The 17,904-nt window shown below is 41.6% G+C and carries 15 protein-coding genes and 1 tRNA gene; 11 read left to right on the top strand and 5 right to left on the bottom strand.

The features are described 5' to 3' along the window. The first annotated feature begins 125 nt into the window (after positions 1-125). Positions 126-1,685 carry an AbgT family transporter gene (locus tag NH454_RS01045; protein ID WP_135923948.1) on the top strand — a complete coding sequence of 520 codons (1,560 nt, stop codon included), beginning with the start codon at positions 126-128 and terminating at the stop codon, positions 1,683-1,685. A gap of 135 nt (positions 1,686-1,820) precedes the next feature. Here the strand turns inward: NH454_RS01045 and NH454_RS01040 are convergent, their stop codons facing one another. The 3 genes from NH454_RS01040 to NH454_RS01030 form a co-directional block, all read right to left on the bottom strand. After that, a complete protein-coding gene (locus tag NH454_RS01040) occupies positions 1,821-3,638 on the bottom strand; it encodes a DEAD/DEAH box helicase (protein ID WP_135923949.1) in 1,818 nt (605 codons plus the stop codon). A 147-nt stretch (positions 3,639-3,785) separates the two neighbouring features. After that, complete coding sequence (locus NH454_RS01035; RefSeq protein ID WP_054553185.1) at positions 3,786-4,049, bottom strand: GrxA family glutaredoxin; 264 nt, start codon at positions 4,047-4,049, stop codon at positions 3,786-3,788. Positions 4,050-4,160: 111 nt separating this feature from the next. Further along, positions 4,161-4,619 (bottom strand): TlpA disulfide reductase family protein, encoded by a 459-nt coding sequence (locus tag NH454_RS01030; RefSeq protein WP_235382040.1) that lies wholly within the window; start codon positions 4,617-4,619, stop codon positions 4,161-4,163. 330 nt (positions 4,620-4,949) lie between these two features. On the opposite strand from NH454_RS01030, the gene NH454_RS01025 reads away from it, so the two are divergent. Then, entirely contained in the window at positions 4,950-5,396 is a 447-nt protein-coding gene (locus NH454_RS01025) for an Hsp20 family protein (RefSeq protein WP_135923951.1), read from the top strand. 78 nt (positions 5,397-5,474) lie between these two features. Here the strand turns inward: NH454_RS01025 and NH454_RS01020 are convergent, their stop codons facing one another. After that, positions 5,475-7,031 carry a cryptochrome/photolyase family protein gene (locus NH454_RS01020; protein WP_253038072.1) on the bottom strand — a complete coding sequence of 519 codons (1,557 nt, stop codon included), beginning with the start codon at positions 7,029-7,031 and terminating at the stop codon, positions 5,475-5,477. A gap of 129 nt (positions 7,032-7,160) precedes the next feature. Between NH454_RS01020 and NH454_RS01015 the strand changes: the two genes are divergently transcribed. Then, positions 7,161-7,940 carry a DUF4124 domain-containing protein gene (locus NH454_RS01015; protein ID WP_235382038.1) on the top strand — a complete coding sequence of 260 codons (780 nt, stop codon included), beginning with the start codon at positions 7,161-7,163 and terminating at the stop codon, positions 7,938-7,940. On the opposite strand, the gene NH454_RS01010 is transcribed toward NH454_RS01015, so the two are convergent. Then, on the bottom strand, positions 7,935-8,396 hold the full coding sequence (locus NH454_RS01010; protein WP_253038070.1) for a globin: 462 nt from the start codon (positions 8,394-8,396) through the stop codon (positions 7,935-7,937). The genes NH454_RS01015 and NH454_RS01010 overlap by 6 nt on opposite strands. A gap of 245 nt (positions 8,397-8,641) precedes the next feature. Here NH454_RS01010 and NH454_RS01005 point away from each other — a divergent pair. The 8 genes from NH454_RS01005 to pnp all read left to right on the top strand — a co-directional run bounded on the left by NH454_RS01005 (position 8,642) and on the right by pnp (position 17,900). Beyond that, positions 8,642-8,718: transfer RNA gene (locus NH454_RS01005), tRNA-Met, on the top strand. 295 nt (positions 8,719-9,013) lie between these two features. Continuing rightward, positions 9,014-9,469 (top strand): ribosome maturation factor RimP, encoded by a 456-nt coding sequence (gene rimP / locus NH454_RS01000; RefSeq protein WP_062569821.1) that lies wholly within the window; start codon positions 9,014-9,016, stop codon positions 9,467-9,469. Positions 9,470-9,507: 38 nt separating this feature from the next. Continuing rightward, on the top strand, positions 9,508-11,007 hold the full coding sequence (gene nusA / locus NH454_RS00995; protein WP_135923955.1) for a transcription termination factor NusA: 1,500 nt from the start codon (positions 9,508-9,510) through the stop codon (positions 11,005-11,007). 25 nt (positions 11,008-11,032) lie between these two features. Further along, complete coding sequence (gene infB / locus NH454_RS00990; RefSeq protein WP_135923956.1) at positions 11,033-13,690, top strand: translation initiation factor IF-2; 2,658 nt, start codon at positions 11,033-11,035, stop codon at positions 13,688-13,690. 110 nt (positions 13,691-13,800) lie between these two features. Next, the gene (gene rbfA / locus NH454_RS00985; RefSeq protein WP_036969898.1) at positions 13,801-14,205 is read left to right on the top strand and encodes a 30S ribosome-binding factor RbfA; all 405 of its coding nucleotides are present in this window, start codon (positions 13,801-13,803) and stop codon (positions 14,203-14,205) included. Further along, positions 14,205-15,149, top strand: a complete 945-nt coding sequence (truB, locus tag NH454_RS00980) for a tRNA pseudouridine(55) synthase TruB (protein ID WP_253038068.1) — start codon at positions 14,205-14,207, stop codon at positions 15,147-15,149. Before rbfA ends, truB begins: the two co-directional genes overlap by 1 nt. A gap of 108 nt (positions 15,150-15,257) precedes the next feature. Beyond that, positions 15,258-15,527, top strand: a complete 270-nt coding sequence (rpsO, locus tag NH454_RS00975; RefSeq protein ID WP_036969894.1) for a 30S ribosomal protein S15 — start codon at positions 15,258-15,260, stop codon at positions 15,525-15,527. A gap of 243 nt (positions 15,528-15,770) precedes the next feature. Beyond that, a complete protein-coding gene (gene pnp, locus NH454_RS00970) occupies positions 15,771-17,900 on the top strand; it encodes a polyribonucleotide nucleotidyltransferase (protein ID WP_253038067.1) in 2,130 nt (709 codons plus the stop codon). The last annotated feature ends 4 nt before the right edge of the window (positions 17,901-17,904 follow it).

Raw genomic sequence — 17,904 nt, 5'->3', positions numbered from 1 at the left:
AAGCGACCTGTGTCGCTTTTTTTACAGCTAGACCTTAGCATTATCAGTAAAGCTATTAACTTAAAATTTACCTTATTACTTAGATACGTTAAGGTTAACGAGAATTTTTTCTAGGGAATTTGAAAATGAATAACAATAATGATGTGCAAGCACAAAGCGGTGCGATAGCACGTTTTCTAAATACGATTGAAAGGGTGGGTAATAAACTGCCCGATCCGGCGATTATCTTCTTAGTCGCTATGCTATTAATTTGGTTTTTATCTTGGCTCTTTTCGGGCACCACATTTGACGCTATAGACCCACGCACAGGCGAAGCCATCGTTGTAAATAACTTACTTGCGGGTGATTCATTAGCCACCTTCTTATCGTCGATGGTGAAAACATTTACCAGCTTCGCCCCGCTTGGTGTGGTACTCGTTGCTATGTTAGGTGTCGGGGTTGCTGAGCATTCTGGCTTCATCAACACTGGCCTTAAGTTAATGCTAAAAGTAACACCAAAACAGCTTTTAACGCCTTCTATTATTTTAGTGGCGATTGTCAGTCATACCGCCACTGATGCCGGTTATGTGTTAGTTATCCCATTGGCTGGGGTTATTTTCTATGCGATGGGTCGTCACCCGCTTGCCGGTATTGCTGCAGCGTTTGCTGGGGTAAGTGGTGGCTTTAGCGCAAACTTTATTCCATCAGGCATTGACCCGTTACTACAAAGCTTTACGCAAAGTGCAGCGCAAATTATTAATCCTGATATGGCAATAAACCCGCTTAACAACTGGTTTTTTACCTCGGCTTCGAGCCTATTTATTATCTTATTAGGCTGGTATATCACAGATAAAATCATCGAGCCGCGCTTACAAAACACGCCACTTGATGGTGACACACAAGATTTACCTGCCTTTGACGAAGCGCGCAGTGATGAAAAACGAGCGTTTTATATTGCAAGCACAGTGATGATTGCAGGCCTTGCTTTACTTTGGTTTGTTTCGGCCCCAGCCGATTCAGCAATGCGAAGCAGCGATGGCTCATTAACTAACTTCCGCTCACCGTTAATGCAATCAATTGTACCGCTTATTTTCTTACTGTTTTGGATCCCAGGCGCCGTCTACGGTTTTGCAGTGGGTACCTTCAAAAGTTCTAAAGATATGATAGATGCCATGAGTAAAGCCATGAGCGGTATGGCTTACTATATTGTTATGGCGTTCTTCTGTGCGTTATTTATTGCCGCATTTAGTAAATCAAACCTTGGCGCATTACTTGCGATTGAAGGTGCAGAGCTACTTAAAGCAATGGCACTGCCAAGCTCAGTCACTGTGGTAGGTATTATCTTTTTAACGGCGTTTGTGAACCTATTTGTTGGCTCAAGCTCAGCAAAATGGGCGCTGTTAGGGCCAATCTTTGTTCCAATGTTGATGCAACTGGGCATTTCACCTGATTTAACGCAAGCTGCGTATCGTGTAGGTGACTCAAGCTCGAATATCATCACGCCACTGATGCCATACTTCCCACTGGTTGTAGTGTACTGTCAGAAGTATGTAAAAGGCACAGGTATCGGAACATTAATCGCGATGATGTTACCTTATTCAATCGCCTTTTTAATAGGTTGGAGTATCTTCTTACTTGCGTACTGGGGCTTAGGTATCCCACTAGGTCTACAATCAAGCTACGCATACCCAGCCATTGGTTCATAATGATTAAGTTTTAAAGCCTCAGCAATCCAGCTTGAGGCTTTAAAAACTGCGGTCTGATAGCTGACAGCTTTACTACAGACACAAAAAAACCTTGTCACTCGCATGACAAGGTTTTTTTATTGCTTACAGCTTACATTAGTTAGCTGTGAAGCTCACTGGACGACGCTCTTTACGAGGGCCACCACGTTTTTCACCACGGTCTTTGAAGTTACGCTTTTTATCACCACGGTCACCACTTGGGCGTTCTGCGCGAGGAGCAGCAGGACCTTGATCTTGCGTTAGCGTCATATTCATCGGACGTTTACAGATAAATACCTTTTGGAAGTGATCAAGCACATCTTTTGGCATGTTCTGTGGTAACTGTACTGTGCTGTGGCTGTCGTGTAAGCGAATATCACCAATAAACTTGCTTGAGATATCAGCTTCGTTAGCAATCGCACCAACAATGTTTTTAACTTGTACACCGTGCTCGCGACCTACTTCGATACGGTAAGTATCCATAGGACCCATGCTGCGGCTATTGCGCTCGCGCGGTTCACGAGGTTTACGCTCGCGTGCAGAACGCTCACCACCACGATCACCACGTTCGTTGCGACGACGGTCGCCACGTTCGCTGCGTTCGCCACGCGGTTGAACTTTAACTTCTTCAACCTTGATTGGTGATTGTTGCTGCGCTAAACAAAGTAACGCACCTGCTAAGTCTTCAGTACTTAACTCAAGTTTTTCAGCCATGTTAGCAGCTACTTGATTAAAGAACGTAATGTCTTTGTTTTCAAGCGCAATTGTTAACTTGTCTTGAAGTGCTTTAATACGCTTTTCTTCAACGACTTTTGCAGTTGGCAAGTCAACTTGTGCGATCTCTGATTTCGTATGACGAATGATATTTTTAAGTAAATAACGCTCGTTGTGTTTTACGAAAAGAATCGCTTTACCTGTACGACCTGCACGACCTGTACGGCCGATACGGTGAACGTAGGCTTCAGAGTCTTGCGGGATATCGTAGTTGATAACTAAGCTTAAACGATCTACATCAAGACCACGTGCAGCAACGTCTGTTGCAATAACGATATCAACTAGGCCGTTTTTCAAACGATCTACTGTACGTTCACGTGCTTGTTGGTTCATGTCACCATTAAGTGGTGCCGCAGAGAAACCTTCGCGCTCAAGTAATTCAGCTAACTGTACCGTGTCGTTACGCGTACGTACGAAAACAATTGCACCATCGTATTCTTCAGCTTCTAAGAAGCGAACGATTGCTTTGTTTTTGTGTACATGTGCATTCCAAAATACTTGCTCAACTGTTGATACAGTTGAGTTACGAGCAGAAATATGAACTTGCTCAGGCTCATTCATGTACTTGCTGCTAATATTTTGGATTTGCTTAGGCATGGTCGCAGAGAAAAGACATGTTTGCTTTTCACGTGGCGTTTTCTCCATGATGCTTTCTACATCATCAATGAAGCCCATGCGTAACATTTCGTCTGCCTCATCAAGAACAAGGGCTTGTAAGCTCTCAAACTTGATAGTGCCACGGTTAATGTGGTCAATTAAGCGGCCCGGCGTTGCAACAATAATTTGCGCGCCACGACGAAGTGCACTTAGTTGGATGCTGTAGCTTTGGCCACCATATAGGGCTAAAACTTCCACACCACGAGTATGCTTAGCATATTGTTCGAATGCCTCAGCTACTTGGATCGCAAGTTCACGCGTAGGCGTTAAAACAAGGATCTGTGGCTGCTTCACAGACGGGTCAATATTATTTAGTAACGGCAGTGCAAATGCTGCTGTTTTACCTGTACCCGTTTGCGCTAGTCCCAGTACGTCCTTTCTTTCTAGCAATAACGGTATACATTGAGCTTGGATTTCAGATGGAGTCTTGTAACCCAACTCTTCAACTGCTTTAAGGATTGCAGGAGAAAGATTTAGAGATTCAAACGTGACTGGTTCTGACATTAATACGCCTCAACGAATTTAAAGAGGCGCGCATTGTATAGGAAATACAAGGCAATTGCTTGTATAAATTACAACTAATTTGTATGTGGTTGATGTTGGTCATAATTTAATCAATTTAAATTTGCAAAAATCAACCACGTTTACAATTTATTGATATAACCCTAAATTTTCTTTAGCGTATGCTTCGAACTCAGTGAAGCCACCAATATGGGCTTGGTCAATAAAAATCTGTGGTACGGTTGGGCAAGGTTTGCCAGCAGACTGCTCTAAATCTGCTTTGCTGATGCCTTCTTTAATGATGTCGATATAGCGGTATTTAAAATCATCACGCTCATTAGCTAGTTTTTCAGCAACGTCTTTTGCACGTACACAGTATGGGCAGCCTTCACGGCCAAAAATTACAGTTAACATATCGCTCTCCTCGATGGTTTATCTGGTTATCATCTTAACGAATTAAATGAATAAAAACAGTGCATAAAATCGATTGTACTGTTCTATTTTTTCTCAGCAAATGTGATTGAGCTAATCAAGTGTGCGGATTCTGAGGCCGAGTTCTGTTGAGTAACCCATAGAATGCGCAGTGATAGCCAGCTGCTCATCAATAACATAATAAGTTGGGTAGGCACTGATTTTATAATCTTGGCCTGTACTTTTACTGCCAAGTAACACAGGCATGGTTAATTCGAGTGAATCAGTAAACTGTTTTACTTCAGTAATATTCTCATAATCGAGGGCAATCGCTATCGCATTTAACTTACCTTGCTGATAGGCAGTTTCTAAATTTGGCATACTGTAGCGGCAAATTGAGCACCATGGCGCAAAGAAATACACCACTGTTTGCTTTCCTTGCAATTGCGCAATAGTCATTCGCTGTGTCGGGTCTTTTAACGTGGCCAAATTAAAATAGGGGGCAGGGGTTTTATCAGTTGAGAGTAAATTTCGCTGCTGAAATGTGGTCACGGCATACACAATGACTGCCATTAACACGACATTTTTTAGCACACTTAAAAATTTTTTTAAAAAAGTTGGATTTTTTTTCATTGTTATTTTGTACGTGGTTAGCCCTTTAAAATCAACTTATTCAGACCAGTTTGAGAGCACTTAACTTTCATTTAATTTAAAAAAATTGCAATTTTTTTTTGCTAAAAATCTTGAAAAGAATTTACCCGCCCATAAATAGTTTAGTGAGGACGCCTGATGGGTCCCAAACAAACTAAAGTAATTGAAATATATAGTATTAATTTAACTTTGTTAGCACTGGTTCAATAGAAGAGTACTAACAAAATATCGCTTAAATATGAGGATATAATTATGCGTACAGTAGACTTATCACCACTTTATCGTTCATTCATCGGTTTCGATCATTTAGCATCATTAATGGATGCGGCAGCTCGTACAGACAAGCAGCCAAGTTTTCCTCCGTATAACATCGAAGCACTCGATAAAGACAAATATCGTATCACTATGGCTGTTGCCGGTTTTAGTGAAAGTGAATTGACCATCGAGTCAGAAAACAACACATTAAAAGTCAGTGGCACAAAAGCTGACAAAGAAGACAATGCAGAGCGTAAGTTCATTCATCAAGGCATTGCTGAGCGTAACTTTGAACGTAAGTTCCAATTAGGCGACCACGTTAAAGTATTAGGCGCTGACCTTGAAAACGGCTTACTAAGTATCGATTTACAACGTGAAATTCCAGAAGCGCTGAAACCACGTAAAATCGAAATTGGTAATGGTAAATTACTCGAGAATAAGTAATTTTATACTTATCAACAAAGCATTGTTTCCCTAGTTATTTGTTAGTAATAAGCCGCCTCAATTGAGGCGGCTTTTTTATTACAGCTTTTCTAAATTATTTAAACACCATTTGGCTCGCTCAAGCGTCGCTTGCTGAAGAGCTTCATCTTGTTTATACCAGTTTTTATAGATCATACCGATCCGTGGGTTTTGCGATAACTGTTCCTCATGCTCTAACATAAAGTGCCAATATAAACTGTTAAATGGACACGCATCGTCAGTGGTTTTCTCTTTTACTTTGTAGCTGCAGTGTTTGCAGTAATCACTCATTTTATTAATGTAATTGCCACTAGCAGCATAGGGTTTAGTGGCAATTAACCCACCATCAGCAAACTGACTCATTCCCCGAGTATTGGGCATTTCAACCCATTCAATAGCATCGATGTAAATACCTAGATACCATGCATCAACTTCAGTTGGCTCGATTGCGGTCAATAAGCAAAAATTCCCAGTGACCATTAAGCGTTGTATGTGATGGGCATAAGCTGTTTCAAGGCTTTGTTTGATGGCATGCTGCATACAATTCATGTTTGTTTTACCATGCCAAAAATACTCTGGTAGAGAACGCTGTGCATTTAAGTGATTTTTTTCACTGTATTGAGGCATATTCTGCCAGTAAATCCCTCTTACATATTCGCGCCAGCCAAGGATTTGTCTAATGAATCCTTCAACTTGCGCAATATCTATATCATCAGTATGTTGCTCGTAGGTGTCTAACACTTGTTTAATGACTTGCATCGGATGTAGCATCTTGGTGTTAAGAGCAAATGACAAGCGGCTATGATACAAAGACCATTGATGCTGTGAATTGCAGGTCATTGCGTCTTGAAATTGGCCAAAATGGGGCAGCAGGTTTTCATAAAAAAAACGCAGCAGTTGTTTGGCATCATTACGTGTAGTTGGCCACAGCAAAGTTTTTCCGCATTCACCGAAGGTATTTACTTTATGTTTTTCGATACGTTTTAAGATGTGGATCACGTCATGGCTAAAACATAATGGAGCTGGGATTTTATCAAGGTCGTTTTGTTTTAACTTATTTCTGTTTTGCTGGTCAAAATTCCATTGCCCGCCGCAAGGTTGATTATCGTCGTCTATGAGAATATTAAAGCGCTTTCTCATTGCACGATAGAAAAATTCCATTTTGACGTGTTTATCTTTTTTAAAGTGCGTACTTATATCTTCAAACGGCAGTAGAAAGTGCTCTGTATCATAGCCTTTGACGTCTAAATCACTTTGCTCAGCAAATTCTGACATTTGTTTTTTTAGTCTGAACTCATCAGGGTATTGATATTCAATAGTGCTGCACTGATAGTGTTTGGCCAGTCGGGTCAATAATTCACACAAGGTGCTGTCATCTTTTGTATCATCAAGCGTAAGGTGTAGGCAATTTAACCCGACTTTATCAAGCGCCTTAGCAAAGTTTTCCATGGCTGCGAAAAATGCAGCTACCTTTTGGATATGGTGCTTCACATAGTTTGTTTCTTGTTTTAATTCGGCAACAACATATAGTATATGTTGTTGATCTTGCTCTTTGTACCAGCTGTGGTTGGCGTTTAGCTGGTCGCCAAAAATAAATCGGATGGTAGAAAATTGCACGCTGTCTATACCCAGTCTGAGGTAAATTATTCTTTACGACGTGAACCTGAATATCGATCTATTATAGAGTATGAATAGCAATTAGGGTGTTACCATTTAATTGATGTGCACCACTACGGAAGGTGAAATATGAATAATAATGTCATTCAATTAGTAATTGCCATCACAGGGGTGTTGGCAAGTTCAATTGCAAATGCGGCCATTTACAAGTGCGAGCATGATGGTACTGTTGAATTTAGTCAGCAACCATGTGGTGTTGATGCAAAGCTGATAGTTATCGAAGACCATCAGCTTCAAACTAACCCTAACTCAGTACCTAAACCTGTCGCACTTGCTAAGCAAAATGATGAGCTTGATAGATATATTCGTTTGAAACAAATCGCTGTGAAAAAGGCTGAGCATTTCGATAAGATAGATACCTTTACCGCGCGATTAAATAGTGAAATAGCTGCATTGAATAATCAGGCAGATGAGTACTTTCGCTCTTCATTTGGAGCAAAAAAGGCAGCCGCAGTTGCTGAACAAATGACTGCTGTTTCAGAGCGTTATAATTTATTAATCGATAATGAACAACGTAATATTGATAGATTAAATGCAGAGCAAGCTAGCTTAGAGTCAACGCTATCAAAGACTGAAAACACCGAGATTGATAGCTATATTCGCAGTGAACAGATCAAGCGAAAAATGACTGAACACAATAACAAGATAGACAGCTATTACGATGAATTGAATCAACAGATAGTCAAATTACAACAGCAAGCTGATAAACAGGCAATTAATCTTAGTAATGTGAATAAAGATTATGCGTTGTCCGCCAAAATGAGTGCAGTAACTAAAAAGTACAATACTCTAATTGCAGTAGAACAACGCCAATTAGACAGATTGAGTAATGAGCTGGTTAAATTATGAGGTTCGTCTTACTGCGAAATTGTCTTGCAGTGGTATGACATTGCTGTATGAAAACAAATAGCACTTAACGATATTTGCAAAAAGGAGAGTTGCTAATTGCCACGCATCTTTAAGTTGTTCACTCATAGGTTCTTGCATTGATTCAACGGTTTTCATAAAAGCATTCGTTAAATTATCTATATCTTGACTTGTTACGTTTAAAAAACTGAGGTTGTTGGCTAAGTATTCTATGAAAGGTGTTACTTGTTTCAAATCATCTAAGTGCATGACAACTTTATTCAAAGCACAAAAAAGCAGATAACTACGCCTATTAATACTTTCTTGACTGGGCAGGGTCATGTGTAAACTGTGCTTATTTGCCAGTGTGTGGAACTGTAAAGTAAATTGATGGAAATTAGGTTTTAAATGTTTAATGTTTTGCTGTAAAAGCCTTTTTTGTGCAGTGGATAAACTCATCGCAGCTCACTTATATAGTCTTGGCTATAGGTTGTTCTTATTATATGACTTAATATAGACCAGATTTAATAAAACAATAAATTTTATGACAATGCTGTCATAAAATTTTTAGGTAAAAAATAGTCTAACTAATTCATGCTGGAAGGTTGCTAATTGAGCGCTACATGCTTATAATGGCCGCCATTGAATTGAGGTGTTAATACTCGATTAGATGATATTAAGTAATTTACTTTAATATCGATTGGCGCGGGATGGAGCAGCCTGGTAGCTCGTCGGGCTCATAACCCGAAGGTCGTCGGTTCAAATCCGGCTCCCGCAACCAACTACATACTAAGGCATTTTAAATGCGCTTAGTGTGCTCAGTAATTAATTTACTGTATGAAGTCGCGCATTCTGGGTAATGCGCGTTTTGCGTTTAGGCTATCTAGTTTAATTTAGTCAGATATTTGACTCGCAACCAAGCTTGGCCCTAGGCCACACAGTTTTATGCTTTAGGTGTGACGCCCCGCTTGGTTCGGGGCGTTGTTGTATCTGGTCTAGCATGATGTGTTTTAATCATCATTAAACTCAGTATTTCAGGGCTTTATGCCCTTTTTTTGTTTGTATGGAGGATTTTCGTGACAAAACTTGAGCAAGATTTAGTAACCATGCTCTCACCAGCCGTAGAAATGTTAGGCTTTGAGTTACATGGTCTTGAGTTTGTGCAAGCTGGTCGCCACTCTACATTACGTGTTTATATCGATCACGATGCAGGGATTACGGTTGACAATTGTGCCGACGTAAGTCGTCAAGTTAGCGCAATTTTGGATGTCGAAGATCCAATTACAAATGAATATGATTTGGAAGTGTCGTCTCCTGGTGTTGATCGTCCATTATTCAAACAAGATCATTACGAGAAGGCGCAAGGAGAAGAAGTACGCGTGCGTACTAAGCTTCCACAAGATGGTCGTCGTAACTTTAAAGGCGACTTAGTATCAGTTAGCAGTGATATGATCACACTTTCGGCAGATGGCACTGAGCATATGATTATGCTTAGTAATATCGAACGTGCGAACATCATCGCAAAGTTTTAATTCGAGTGCGAAGGAATAGGGCAAGCGAGGCATAACCCATGGCAAAAGAAATATTATTGGTTGCTGAAGCCGTCTCCAATGAGAAAGCGGTTCCAAAAGAAAAGATTTTTGAAGCGTTAGAGTTCGCATTAGCGACTGCTACAAAGAAAAAACACGATGGCGAAATTGATGTTCGCGTAGCAATTGATCGTAAAACAGGTAATTACGATACATTCCGTCGTTGGAAAATTGCAGAAGTTCTTGAAGATGGTTCATTAGAACATCCTTACAGCGAAATCACATTAGAAGCAGCACAAGTTGAAGACCCGTCTTTACAACTTGGTGATTACGTTGAAGAGCAAATCGAATCAATTAAATTTGACCGTATTACAACGCAAATGGCGAAGCAAGTTATCGTACAAAAAGTACGTGAAGCTGAGCGCGCACTTGTTGTTGAAGAATATAAAGATCAACAAGGTGAATTAGTAACAGGTGTTGTAAAAAAAGCAACACGTGACGCTATTATCCTTGACCTAGGTAACAATGCTGAAGCGGTTATTTACCGTGACGACATGCTACCGCGTGAAAACTTCCGTCCGGGTGACCGTATTCGTGGTTTACTTTACGAAGTAAAACCAGAAGCACGTGGAGCACAATTGTTCGTAACACGTTCTAAGCCTGAGATGCTAATGGAGTTATTCCGCATTGAGGTGCCAGAGATTGGCGAAGAAATGATTGAATTACGTGCCGCGGCGCGTGATCCTGGTTCTCGTGCAAAGATCGCTGTTAAATCAAACGACAAACGTATTGACCCTGTGGGTGCGTGTGTTGGTATGCGTGGTGCACGTGTACAAGCTGTTTCTACAGAGCTTGGCGGTGAGCGTGTTGATATCGTTCTTTACGATGACAACCCAGCTCAATTCGTTATTAATGCGATGGCACCAGCAGAAGTTGCGTCAATCGTAATGGACGAAGACACGCATTCAATGGATATCGCTGTAGAAGCAGATAACCTAGCGCAAGCAATCGGTCGTAACGGTCAGAACGTACGTCTTGCTAGCCAATTAACTGGCTGGGAATTAAACGTAATGACAGTTGATGAAATGCGTGAAAAGAATGAAGCTGAGTCTGATAAACTAATCAACTTATTCACTGAGTACCTAGATATTGATGATGAGTTTGCAACATTACTTATCAACGAAGGTTTCTCAACACTTGAAGAAGTTGCTTACGTTCCAGCATCAGAATTCTTAGAAATCGACGGTTTAGATGAAGAAACAGTTGATATCTTACGTTCACGTGCAAAAGACGCGTTAACAACAAAAGCGCTTAAGACAGAAGAAAGCCTTGAAGGTGCAGAGCCTGCAGAGGACTTACTTGCACTTGAAGGTCTTGAGCGTCACCTTGCATTTGTTATGGCAAGTAAAGGTGTAGTAACACTAGAAGATTTAGCAGAGCAAGGCATTGATGAGTTAGTGGATATCACTGAACTTTCAGAAGAAGAAGCTGGCAAGCTAATTATGGCTGCGCGTAACATTTGTTGGTTCGCAGAAGAGTAATTTATTAACGGAGGTATTACACACTATGGCAGAAGTAAATGTTGAAAAACTAGCCGGAGATATTGGTACAACTGTTGATAAACTACTACAGCAGCTTGAGCAAGCCGGTATTTCTAAAAAAGCAGGTGATATGGTAACTGAGTCTGAAAAGTCGACGTTACTTGACCACTTGAGCAAGCAGCATGGCGGTACGGGTTCTGAAGGCCCAGCCCGCATGACTTTGCAACGTAAAAGCAAAAGCACGCTTAGCGTGACTGGCTCAACAGGTAAAGCAAAGTCTGTCCAAGTTGAAGTACGTAAAACTCGTACTTATGTTAAGAAAAGCGCCATTGAGCAACAGCAAGAAGAAGAGCGTTTAGCTGCAGAAGAAGCTGCCCGTAAGGCAGCAGAGCTTAAAGCCCAGCAAGAAGCTGAGGAGCTTAAAGCGAAACAAGAGGCAGAACGTAAAGCGAAAGAAGAAGCTGACCGTAAAGCCAAAGAAGAGGCTAAACGCAAAGCTGAAGCTGAGCGTAAAGCGAAACAGAAGCAGATGACCCCAGAGCAAAGTGCTAAGTCTGAAAAAGATCGCGCCGAAGCTGAGCGTCTGCAAAAAGAAGCAGAAGAGGCCGCATTGAGAAAAGCTGAAGAAGAAGCGAAACGTCAAGCAGAAGAGGCAAGAAAGCTAGCTGAAGAAAATGAAGCTCGCTGGAAAAAGGAAGAAGAAGAGCGTAAGCAGCGTGAAGAAAACGCTGATCACCACCTTACAACTTCAACTTACGCACGTGAAGCAGAAGATGAGTCTGATGCACGTGAAGAGCAAAGCGCTCGTCGTAAGAAAAAGAAAAAAGGACCTCAAAAAGAGAAAATGCCTGTTGGTCCTAAAGGCAAAAAAGGCAAGCTTAAAGCACCAACGTCTTTACAACATGGTTTCCAAAAACCAACGGCTGACGTGAAAAACGAAGTTCGTATCAGTGAAACAATCACTGTTGCAGAGCTTGCATCACGTATGGCGGTTAAAGGTGCTGAAGTTGTTAAAACAATGATGAAGATGGGTGACATGGTTACCATCAACCAAGTGATCGACCAAGAAACAGCACAACTAGTTGCTGAAGAAATGGGCCACAAGGTTATCATCGTTAAAGAAAACGAATTAGAAGAGAAAGTACTAAGCGACCGTAGCGAAGAAGGTAAAGCCATTCCTCGTGCACCGGTTGTGACAGTAATGGGTCACGTTGACCACGGTAAAACGTCAACACTTGATTACATTCGTTCAGCAAAAGTTGCTTCTGGCGAAGCCGGTGGTATTACTCAGCACATTGGTGCATACCACGTTGAAACAAATGGTCACATGATCACATTCTTAGATACTCCGGGCCACGCCGCGTTTACATCAATGCGTGCTCGTGGTGCGAAAGCAACAGATATCGTTATTCTAGTTGTTGCTGCGGATGATGGTGTAATGCCACAAACTAAAGAAGCGGTTCAGCACGCCCGTGCTGCTGGCGTTCCTTTAATCATCGCAGTTAACAAGATGGATAAAGAAGGTATCGACCCAGATCGCGTTAAGAACGAGTTAGCTCAGTTAGACGTTATCCCTGAAGAGTGGGGCGGTGATACGCAATTTGTACACATCTCTGCAAAAACTGGTTTAGGTATCGATGACCTACTTGAAGCTGTATTAATGCAAGCTGAGATCTTAGAACTTACTGCACCAGCAGAAGGCATGGCTGCAGGTGTTGTAATTGAATCACGTCTTGATAAAGGCCGTGGTCCAGTTGCGTCAATCCTAGTTCAGTCTGGTACGCTTAACCAAGGTGATATCGTACTTTGTGGTCTTGAATATGGCCGTGTACGTGCGATGAAAGATGAGAACGGTAAAGACATCAAGTCTGCAGGTCCATCTATCCCAGTTGAGATTTTAGGTCTATCTGGTATCCCTGCTGCGGGTGATGAAGCTACTGTTGTTAAAGATGAGCGCAAAGCGCGTGAAGTAGCACTTTATCGTCAAGGTAAATTCCGTGAAGTGAAGCTTGCTCGTCAACAAAAAGCGAAGCTTGAAAACATGTTTACTAACATGACGGAAGGCGATGTTTCAGAAGTTAACATCGTACTTAAAGCTGACGTACAAGGTTCGATTGAAGCGATTGCTGATTCACTAACTAAGCTTTCTACTGATGAAGTTAAAGTGAAGATTGTTGGTTCAGGTGTAGGTGGTATCACTGAAACTGATGCAACGCTTGCTGCGGCATCTAACGCAATCGTTGTTGGCTTTAACGTACGTGCTGATGCTTCAGCTCGTAAAGTGATTGAGTCAGAAAACCTAGACTTACGTTACTACAGCGTAATCTACAGCCTGATTGAAGAAGTTAAACAAGCGATGTCAGGTATGCTTGCTCCAGAATTTAAGCAAGAGATCATTGGTCTTGCTGAAGTTCGTGACGTGTTCAAGTCACCTAAGATTGGTGCAATCGCAGGTTGTATGGTTACTGAAGGTATCGTTAAGCGTAGCGCGCCTATCCGTGTACTTCGTGATAACGTGGTTATCTATGAAGGTGAACTTGAGTCACTACGTCGCTTTAAAGATGACGTACAAGAAGTACGTAACGGTATGGAATGTGGTATCGGCGTTAAGAACTACAACGATGTTAAAGTTGGCGACCAAATCGAGGTATTCGAGACGGTTGAAGTACAACGTTCACTTTAATTTCGTTTAAGTCACTATTTTAAATGGGGGCCTAGCCCCCATTTGTGTATTCGTAATTAAATTAACTTATTGTTTAACATCAATAAGTTATTATTTTAGAGTGAAATGAAATGAGAGAATTTTCTCGCACTGATCGTGTTGCTCAGCAAATTCAAAAAGAGATTGCTGTTATTCTTCAACGCGAAATCAAAGATCCACGCTTAGGCATGGTGACAGTGTCTGCGGTTGAGGTATCTCGCGACTTATCTTATGCAAAAGTATTTATCACAGTGTTTAATACTGATGATGAAGATAAAGCCAAGCAAAGCGCTAAAATCTTAAATGAAGCAACGGGTTATATTCGTTCTTTATTAGGTAAACGCATTCGTGCGCGCATCATGCCTGAGTTACGATTTGTAATCGACAACTCGCTAATGGAAGGTATGCGTATTTCAAACTTGGTTGACTCAGTTATTCGTGAAGATAATGCCAAGCATGTAAACGAAGATGATAGCGAAGAAGGCACTAAAGACTAATGGCTAGACGCAGTAAAGGTCGTGCTATTGACGGCATTTTATTACTTAATAAGCCGCAAGGTATTTCATCAAACAAAGCATTGCAGCAGGCAAAGGGTATTTTCTTTGCACAAAAAGCAGGCCATACCGGTGCGCTTGATCCGCTCGCGACGGGTATGCTGCCAATTTGTTTTGGTGAAGCGACTAAGTTTACCCAGTTTTTGCTTGATACAGACAAAACTTATGTTGTACGCGCAAAACTTGGCGAGCGAACTACCACCTCTGATTCAGATGGTGAAATCGTTGAGACGCGTGAAGTATCAGTTACGCGTGAGCAATTAGCTGAGCAAATTGCCAGTTTTATAGGTGAGTCGGATCAATATCCTTCAATGTATTCAGCGCTTAAATACCAAGGTCAGCCTTTGTATAAATATGCGCGAGAGGGCATTGAAGTGCCGCGCAAGTGTCGAAAAATTAATGTATTTAGTTTAACGCTTGATGAGTTTGACGAAGCGAACAACGAAGTACAAATGACGGCGCATGTGTCTAAAGGTACCTATATTCGTACAATTGTTGACGACTTAGGTGAAAAGCTAGGTTGTGGTGCGCATGTTATCATGTTACATCGCAGTGCTGTGGGCCATTATCCTAGTGAGAAAATGGTCACTCTTGAGCAACTTGAAGAAAAGCTACAACAAGCAAAAGCAGATGATTTGGCACCTTCAAGCTACCTAGATGAGCTACTTTTGCCAATGGATACCGCACTGGTTGATTTACCTGTGATTGAAATTACACAAGAGCAGGGCGTGGCGTTCAGCCATGGTCAAACAGTGGTAATTGGTAAACCTGTGCCTGATGGCGTGGTAAAAGTTATGGCTGATGGCGTGTTTATTGGCACTGGTGAGCGTCATAAAGATGGGCACCTAAAATCAAAGCGCGGTTTATCAAATCAATTGCCTGAGTAAAGATTACCTTGTAGTTATTACTAAAGCTGGTAGAATACGCCCGCTCAATCGTTTTGGCTGAATTAGTGATCGGCTAAAACACAATTTAAATTAATTTTTGGAGTTACTATGTCACTAAGCAATCAAGAAAAAGTTGAAATCATCGCTAAATTTGCACGCGCTGAAGGCGACACTGGTTCACCTGAAGTACAAGTTGCACTTCTAACTTTCGATATCAACAAGCTTCAAGGTCACTTTGCTGATCACAAGCACGACTTCCACTCACGTCGTGGTCTTTTACGCAAAGTAAGCCAACGCCGTAAACTGCTTGATTACCTTAAAGGTAAAGACATTGCACGTTACACTGCGTTAATCCAAGAGCTTGGCCTACGTCGCTAAGAACTAGATTACGAGAAAAGGGGCTATATAGCCCCTTTTTTTGTGCGCTTATGAAAGGTATACTAGCGCACATCTTAGTAGGCAAATCTGCTAAGTGATTGAAAAAACATCATTGCCAATTGTAGTACTTAATTAATTTTTCTTAAGTTTAATTAAGTACTGTAATTGGTACTTTGATGGACTATTTTTTACCAATTCGGAGCACTGCTCTGAGTTGCTTTTACATTTAAAGGACATTTTTAAGTGCAAGCAATTATTAAAGAATTTCAACTAGGTCAACACACTGTGACTCTAGAAACAGGTGCTATCGCTCGTCAAGCTGACGGCGCAGTACTAGCAAGCATTGGCGACACTTCAGTATTAGTTACTGTTGTTGGTAAGCGTGATGCACAACCAGGTCAAGACTTCTTCCCACTAACAGTTAACTATCAAGAGCGTATGTACGCTGCGGGTCGTATCCCTGGTGGTTTCCTTAAGCGTGAAGGTCGTCCAAACGATGGCGAAACACTTATCGCTCGTCTAATCGACCGTCCGATTCGTCCACTTTTCCCAGACGGTTTCGTAAACGAAGTACAAGTAATCGCGACAGTTGTTTCTGTTAACCCAGAAATCCAACCTGACATGGTTGCTATGATTGGTACTTCAGCAGCACTTGCTATCTCTGGTATTCCATTTAATGGTCCTATCGGTGCAGCACGTGTTGGTTTCATCAACGGTGAATACGTACTTAACCCAACACTCGCTGAGCTTGAAGAAAGCCAATTAGACCTAGTTGTTGCTGGTACTGATAACGCAGTACTTATGGTTGAATCAGAAGCTGAAACACTATCTGAAGACGTCATGTTAGGTGCGGTTGTTTATGGTCATGAGCAATCTCAAGCTATCATAAACGCAATCAACGAGTTCAAAGCAGAAGCTGGTAAACCAGCTTGGGATTGGACTGCACCAGAGAAAAACGTAACTCTTGCTGAGAAAATCTCTGCAATCGCTGCTGAAAAAGTAGGTGAAGCTTACCGCATCACTGACAAAGTAGCGCGTAAAGAAGCACTTGGTGTTGCGAAAGAAGAAGTTGTTGCTAAATTAACAGCGGAACTTGCTGAAGGCGAAGAGCTAGATACACAAGAAGTTGGCAAACTATTCGGTTCTTTAGAAAAAGAAATCGTTCGTGGCCGTATCATCGCTGGTGAAAAGCGTATCGATGGTCGTGAACCAGACATGGTTCGTGCACTAGATGTAATGACGGGTGTTTTACCACGTACTCACGGTTCTGCAATCTTCACTCGTGGTGAGACGCAAGCACTTGTGACTGCAACACTTGGTACTGAGCGTGATTCACAGTTAATCGACGACTTAACTGGTACTAACAAGCATCACTTCATGCTTCACTATAACTTCCCTCCGTTCTGCGTAGGTGAAACAGGTTTTGTAGGTTCTCCTAAGCGTCGTGAAATCGGTCACGGTAACCTAGCTAAACGTGGTATTGCTGCGGTATTACCAACACTAGCTGACTTCCCATATTCAATCCGTGTTGTTTCAGAAATCACTGAATCAAACGGTTCATCGTCTATGGCATCAGTATGTGGTACATCACTAGCACTTATGAACGCTGGTGTACCAATCAAAGCATCTGTTGCTGGTATTGCGATGGGTCTAGTTAAAGAAGGCGACGATTTCGTTGTTCTTTCTGACATCTTAGGTGATGAAGATCACTTAGGTGATATGGACTTTAAAGTAGCGGGTACTTCAAACGGTATCACAGCACTACAAATGGATATCAAGATCGAAGGTATCACTAAAGAAATCATGCAAATCGCGCTTAAACAAGCGAAAGCTGCACGTTTACACATCTTAGGTGTTATGGACGAAGCGATTTCTGCTCCTTCTGAAGAGTTATCTCAGTTCGCACCACGCATCTACACAATGCAAATCCCTGCTAAGAAAATCGCTGAAGTTATCGGTAAAGGTGGCGCAACTATCCGTCAACTTACTGAAGAAACTGGCACAACGATTGAAATCGAAGATGACGGTACAATCAAGATCGCTGCAACTGATGGCATGAGTGCAAACGAAGCTATTAAGCGTATTGAGCAATTAACTGCTGAACTAGAAGTAGGTGCAATCTACACTGGTAAAGTTGTACGTATCGTTGATTTTGGTGCGTTCGTTAATATCCTTCCGGGTAAAGACGGTCTAGTGCACATTTCACAAATCAGCACTGAGCGTGTTAACAACGTAGCTGACCACCTAAGCGAAGGCCAAGAAGTTAAAGTTAAAGTTCTTGAAGTAGATCGCCAAGGTCGTGTACGTTTAAGCATCAAAGAAGCAATGGAACCAGCTGCTGAAGAAAAAGCTGAAGAGCCAAAAGACGCTTAATGAT

It is taken from the genome of Pseudoalteromonas sp. Ps84H-4, from assembly GCF_024124645.1.
In the GTDB taxonomy this organism is placed as follows: domain Bacteria; phylum Pseudomonadota; class Gammaproteobacteria; order Enterobacterales; family Alteromonadaceae; genus Pseudoalteromonas; species Pseudoalteromonas lipolytica_C.
This window is presented reverse-complemented; position numbering and strand designations above follow the sequence as displayed.

Excerpts from the sequence above, each read along its gene's own strand:
- NH454_RS01045 (WP_135923948.1), top strand. The coding sequence starts at position 126 with ATGAATAACAATAATGATGTGCAAGCACAAAGCGGTGCGATAGCACGT.
- NH454_RS01040 (WP_135923949.1), bottom strand. The coding sequence starts at position 3,638 with ATGTCAGAACCAGTCACGTTTGAATCTCTAAATCTTTCTCCTGCAATC.
- NH454_RS01035 (WP_054553185.1), bottom strand. The coding sequence starts at position 4,049 with ATGTTAACTGTAATTTTTGGCCGTGAAGGCTGCCCATACTGTGTACGT.
- NH454_RS01030 (WP_235382040.1), bottom strand. The coding sequence starts at position 4,619 with ATGGCAGTCATTGTGTATGCCGTGACCACATTTCAGCAGCGAAATTTA.
- NH454_RS01025 (WP_135923951.1), top strand. The coding sequence starts at position 4,950 with ATGCGTACAGTAGACTTATCACCACTTTATCGTTCATTCATCGGTTTC.
- NH454_RS01015 (WP_235382038.1), top strand. The coding sequence starts at position 7,161 with ATGAATAATAATGTCATTCAATTAGTAATTGCCATCACAGGGGTGTTG.
- NH454_RS01010 (WP_253038070.1), bottom strand. The coding sequence starts at position 8,396 with ATGAGTTTATCCACTGCACAAAAAAGGCTTTTACAGCAAAACATTAAA.
- nusA (WP_135923955.1), top strand. The coding sequence starts at position 9,508 with ATGGCAAAAGAAATATTATTGGTTGCTGAAGCCGTCTCCAATGAGAAA.
- infB (WP_135923956.1), top strand. The coding sequence starts at position 11,033 with ATGGCAGAAGTAAATGTTGAAAAACTAGCCGGAGATATTGGTACAACT.
- rbfA (WP_036969898.1), top strand. The coding sequence starts at position 13,801 with ATGAGAGAATTTTCTCGCACTGATCGTGTTGCTCAGCAAATTCAAAAA.
- truB (WP_253038068.1), top strand. The coding sequence starts at position 14,205 with ATGGCTAGACGCAGTAAAGGTCGTGCTATTGACGGCATTTTATTACTT.
- rpsO (WP_036969894.1), top strand. The coding sequence starts at position 15,258 with ATGTCACTAAGCAATCAAGAAAAAGTTGAAATCATCGCTAAATTTGCA.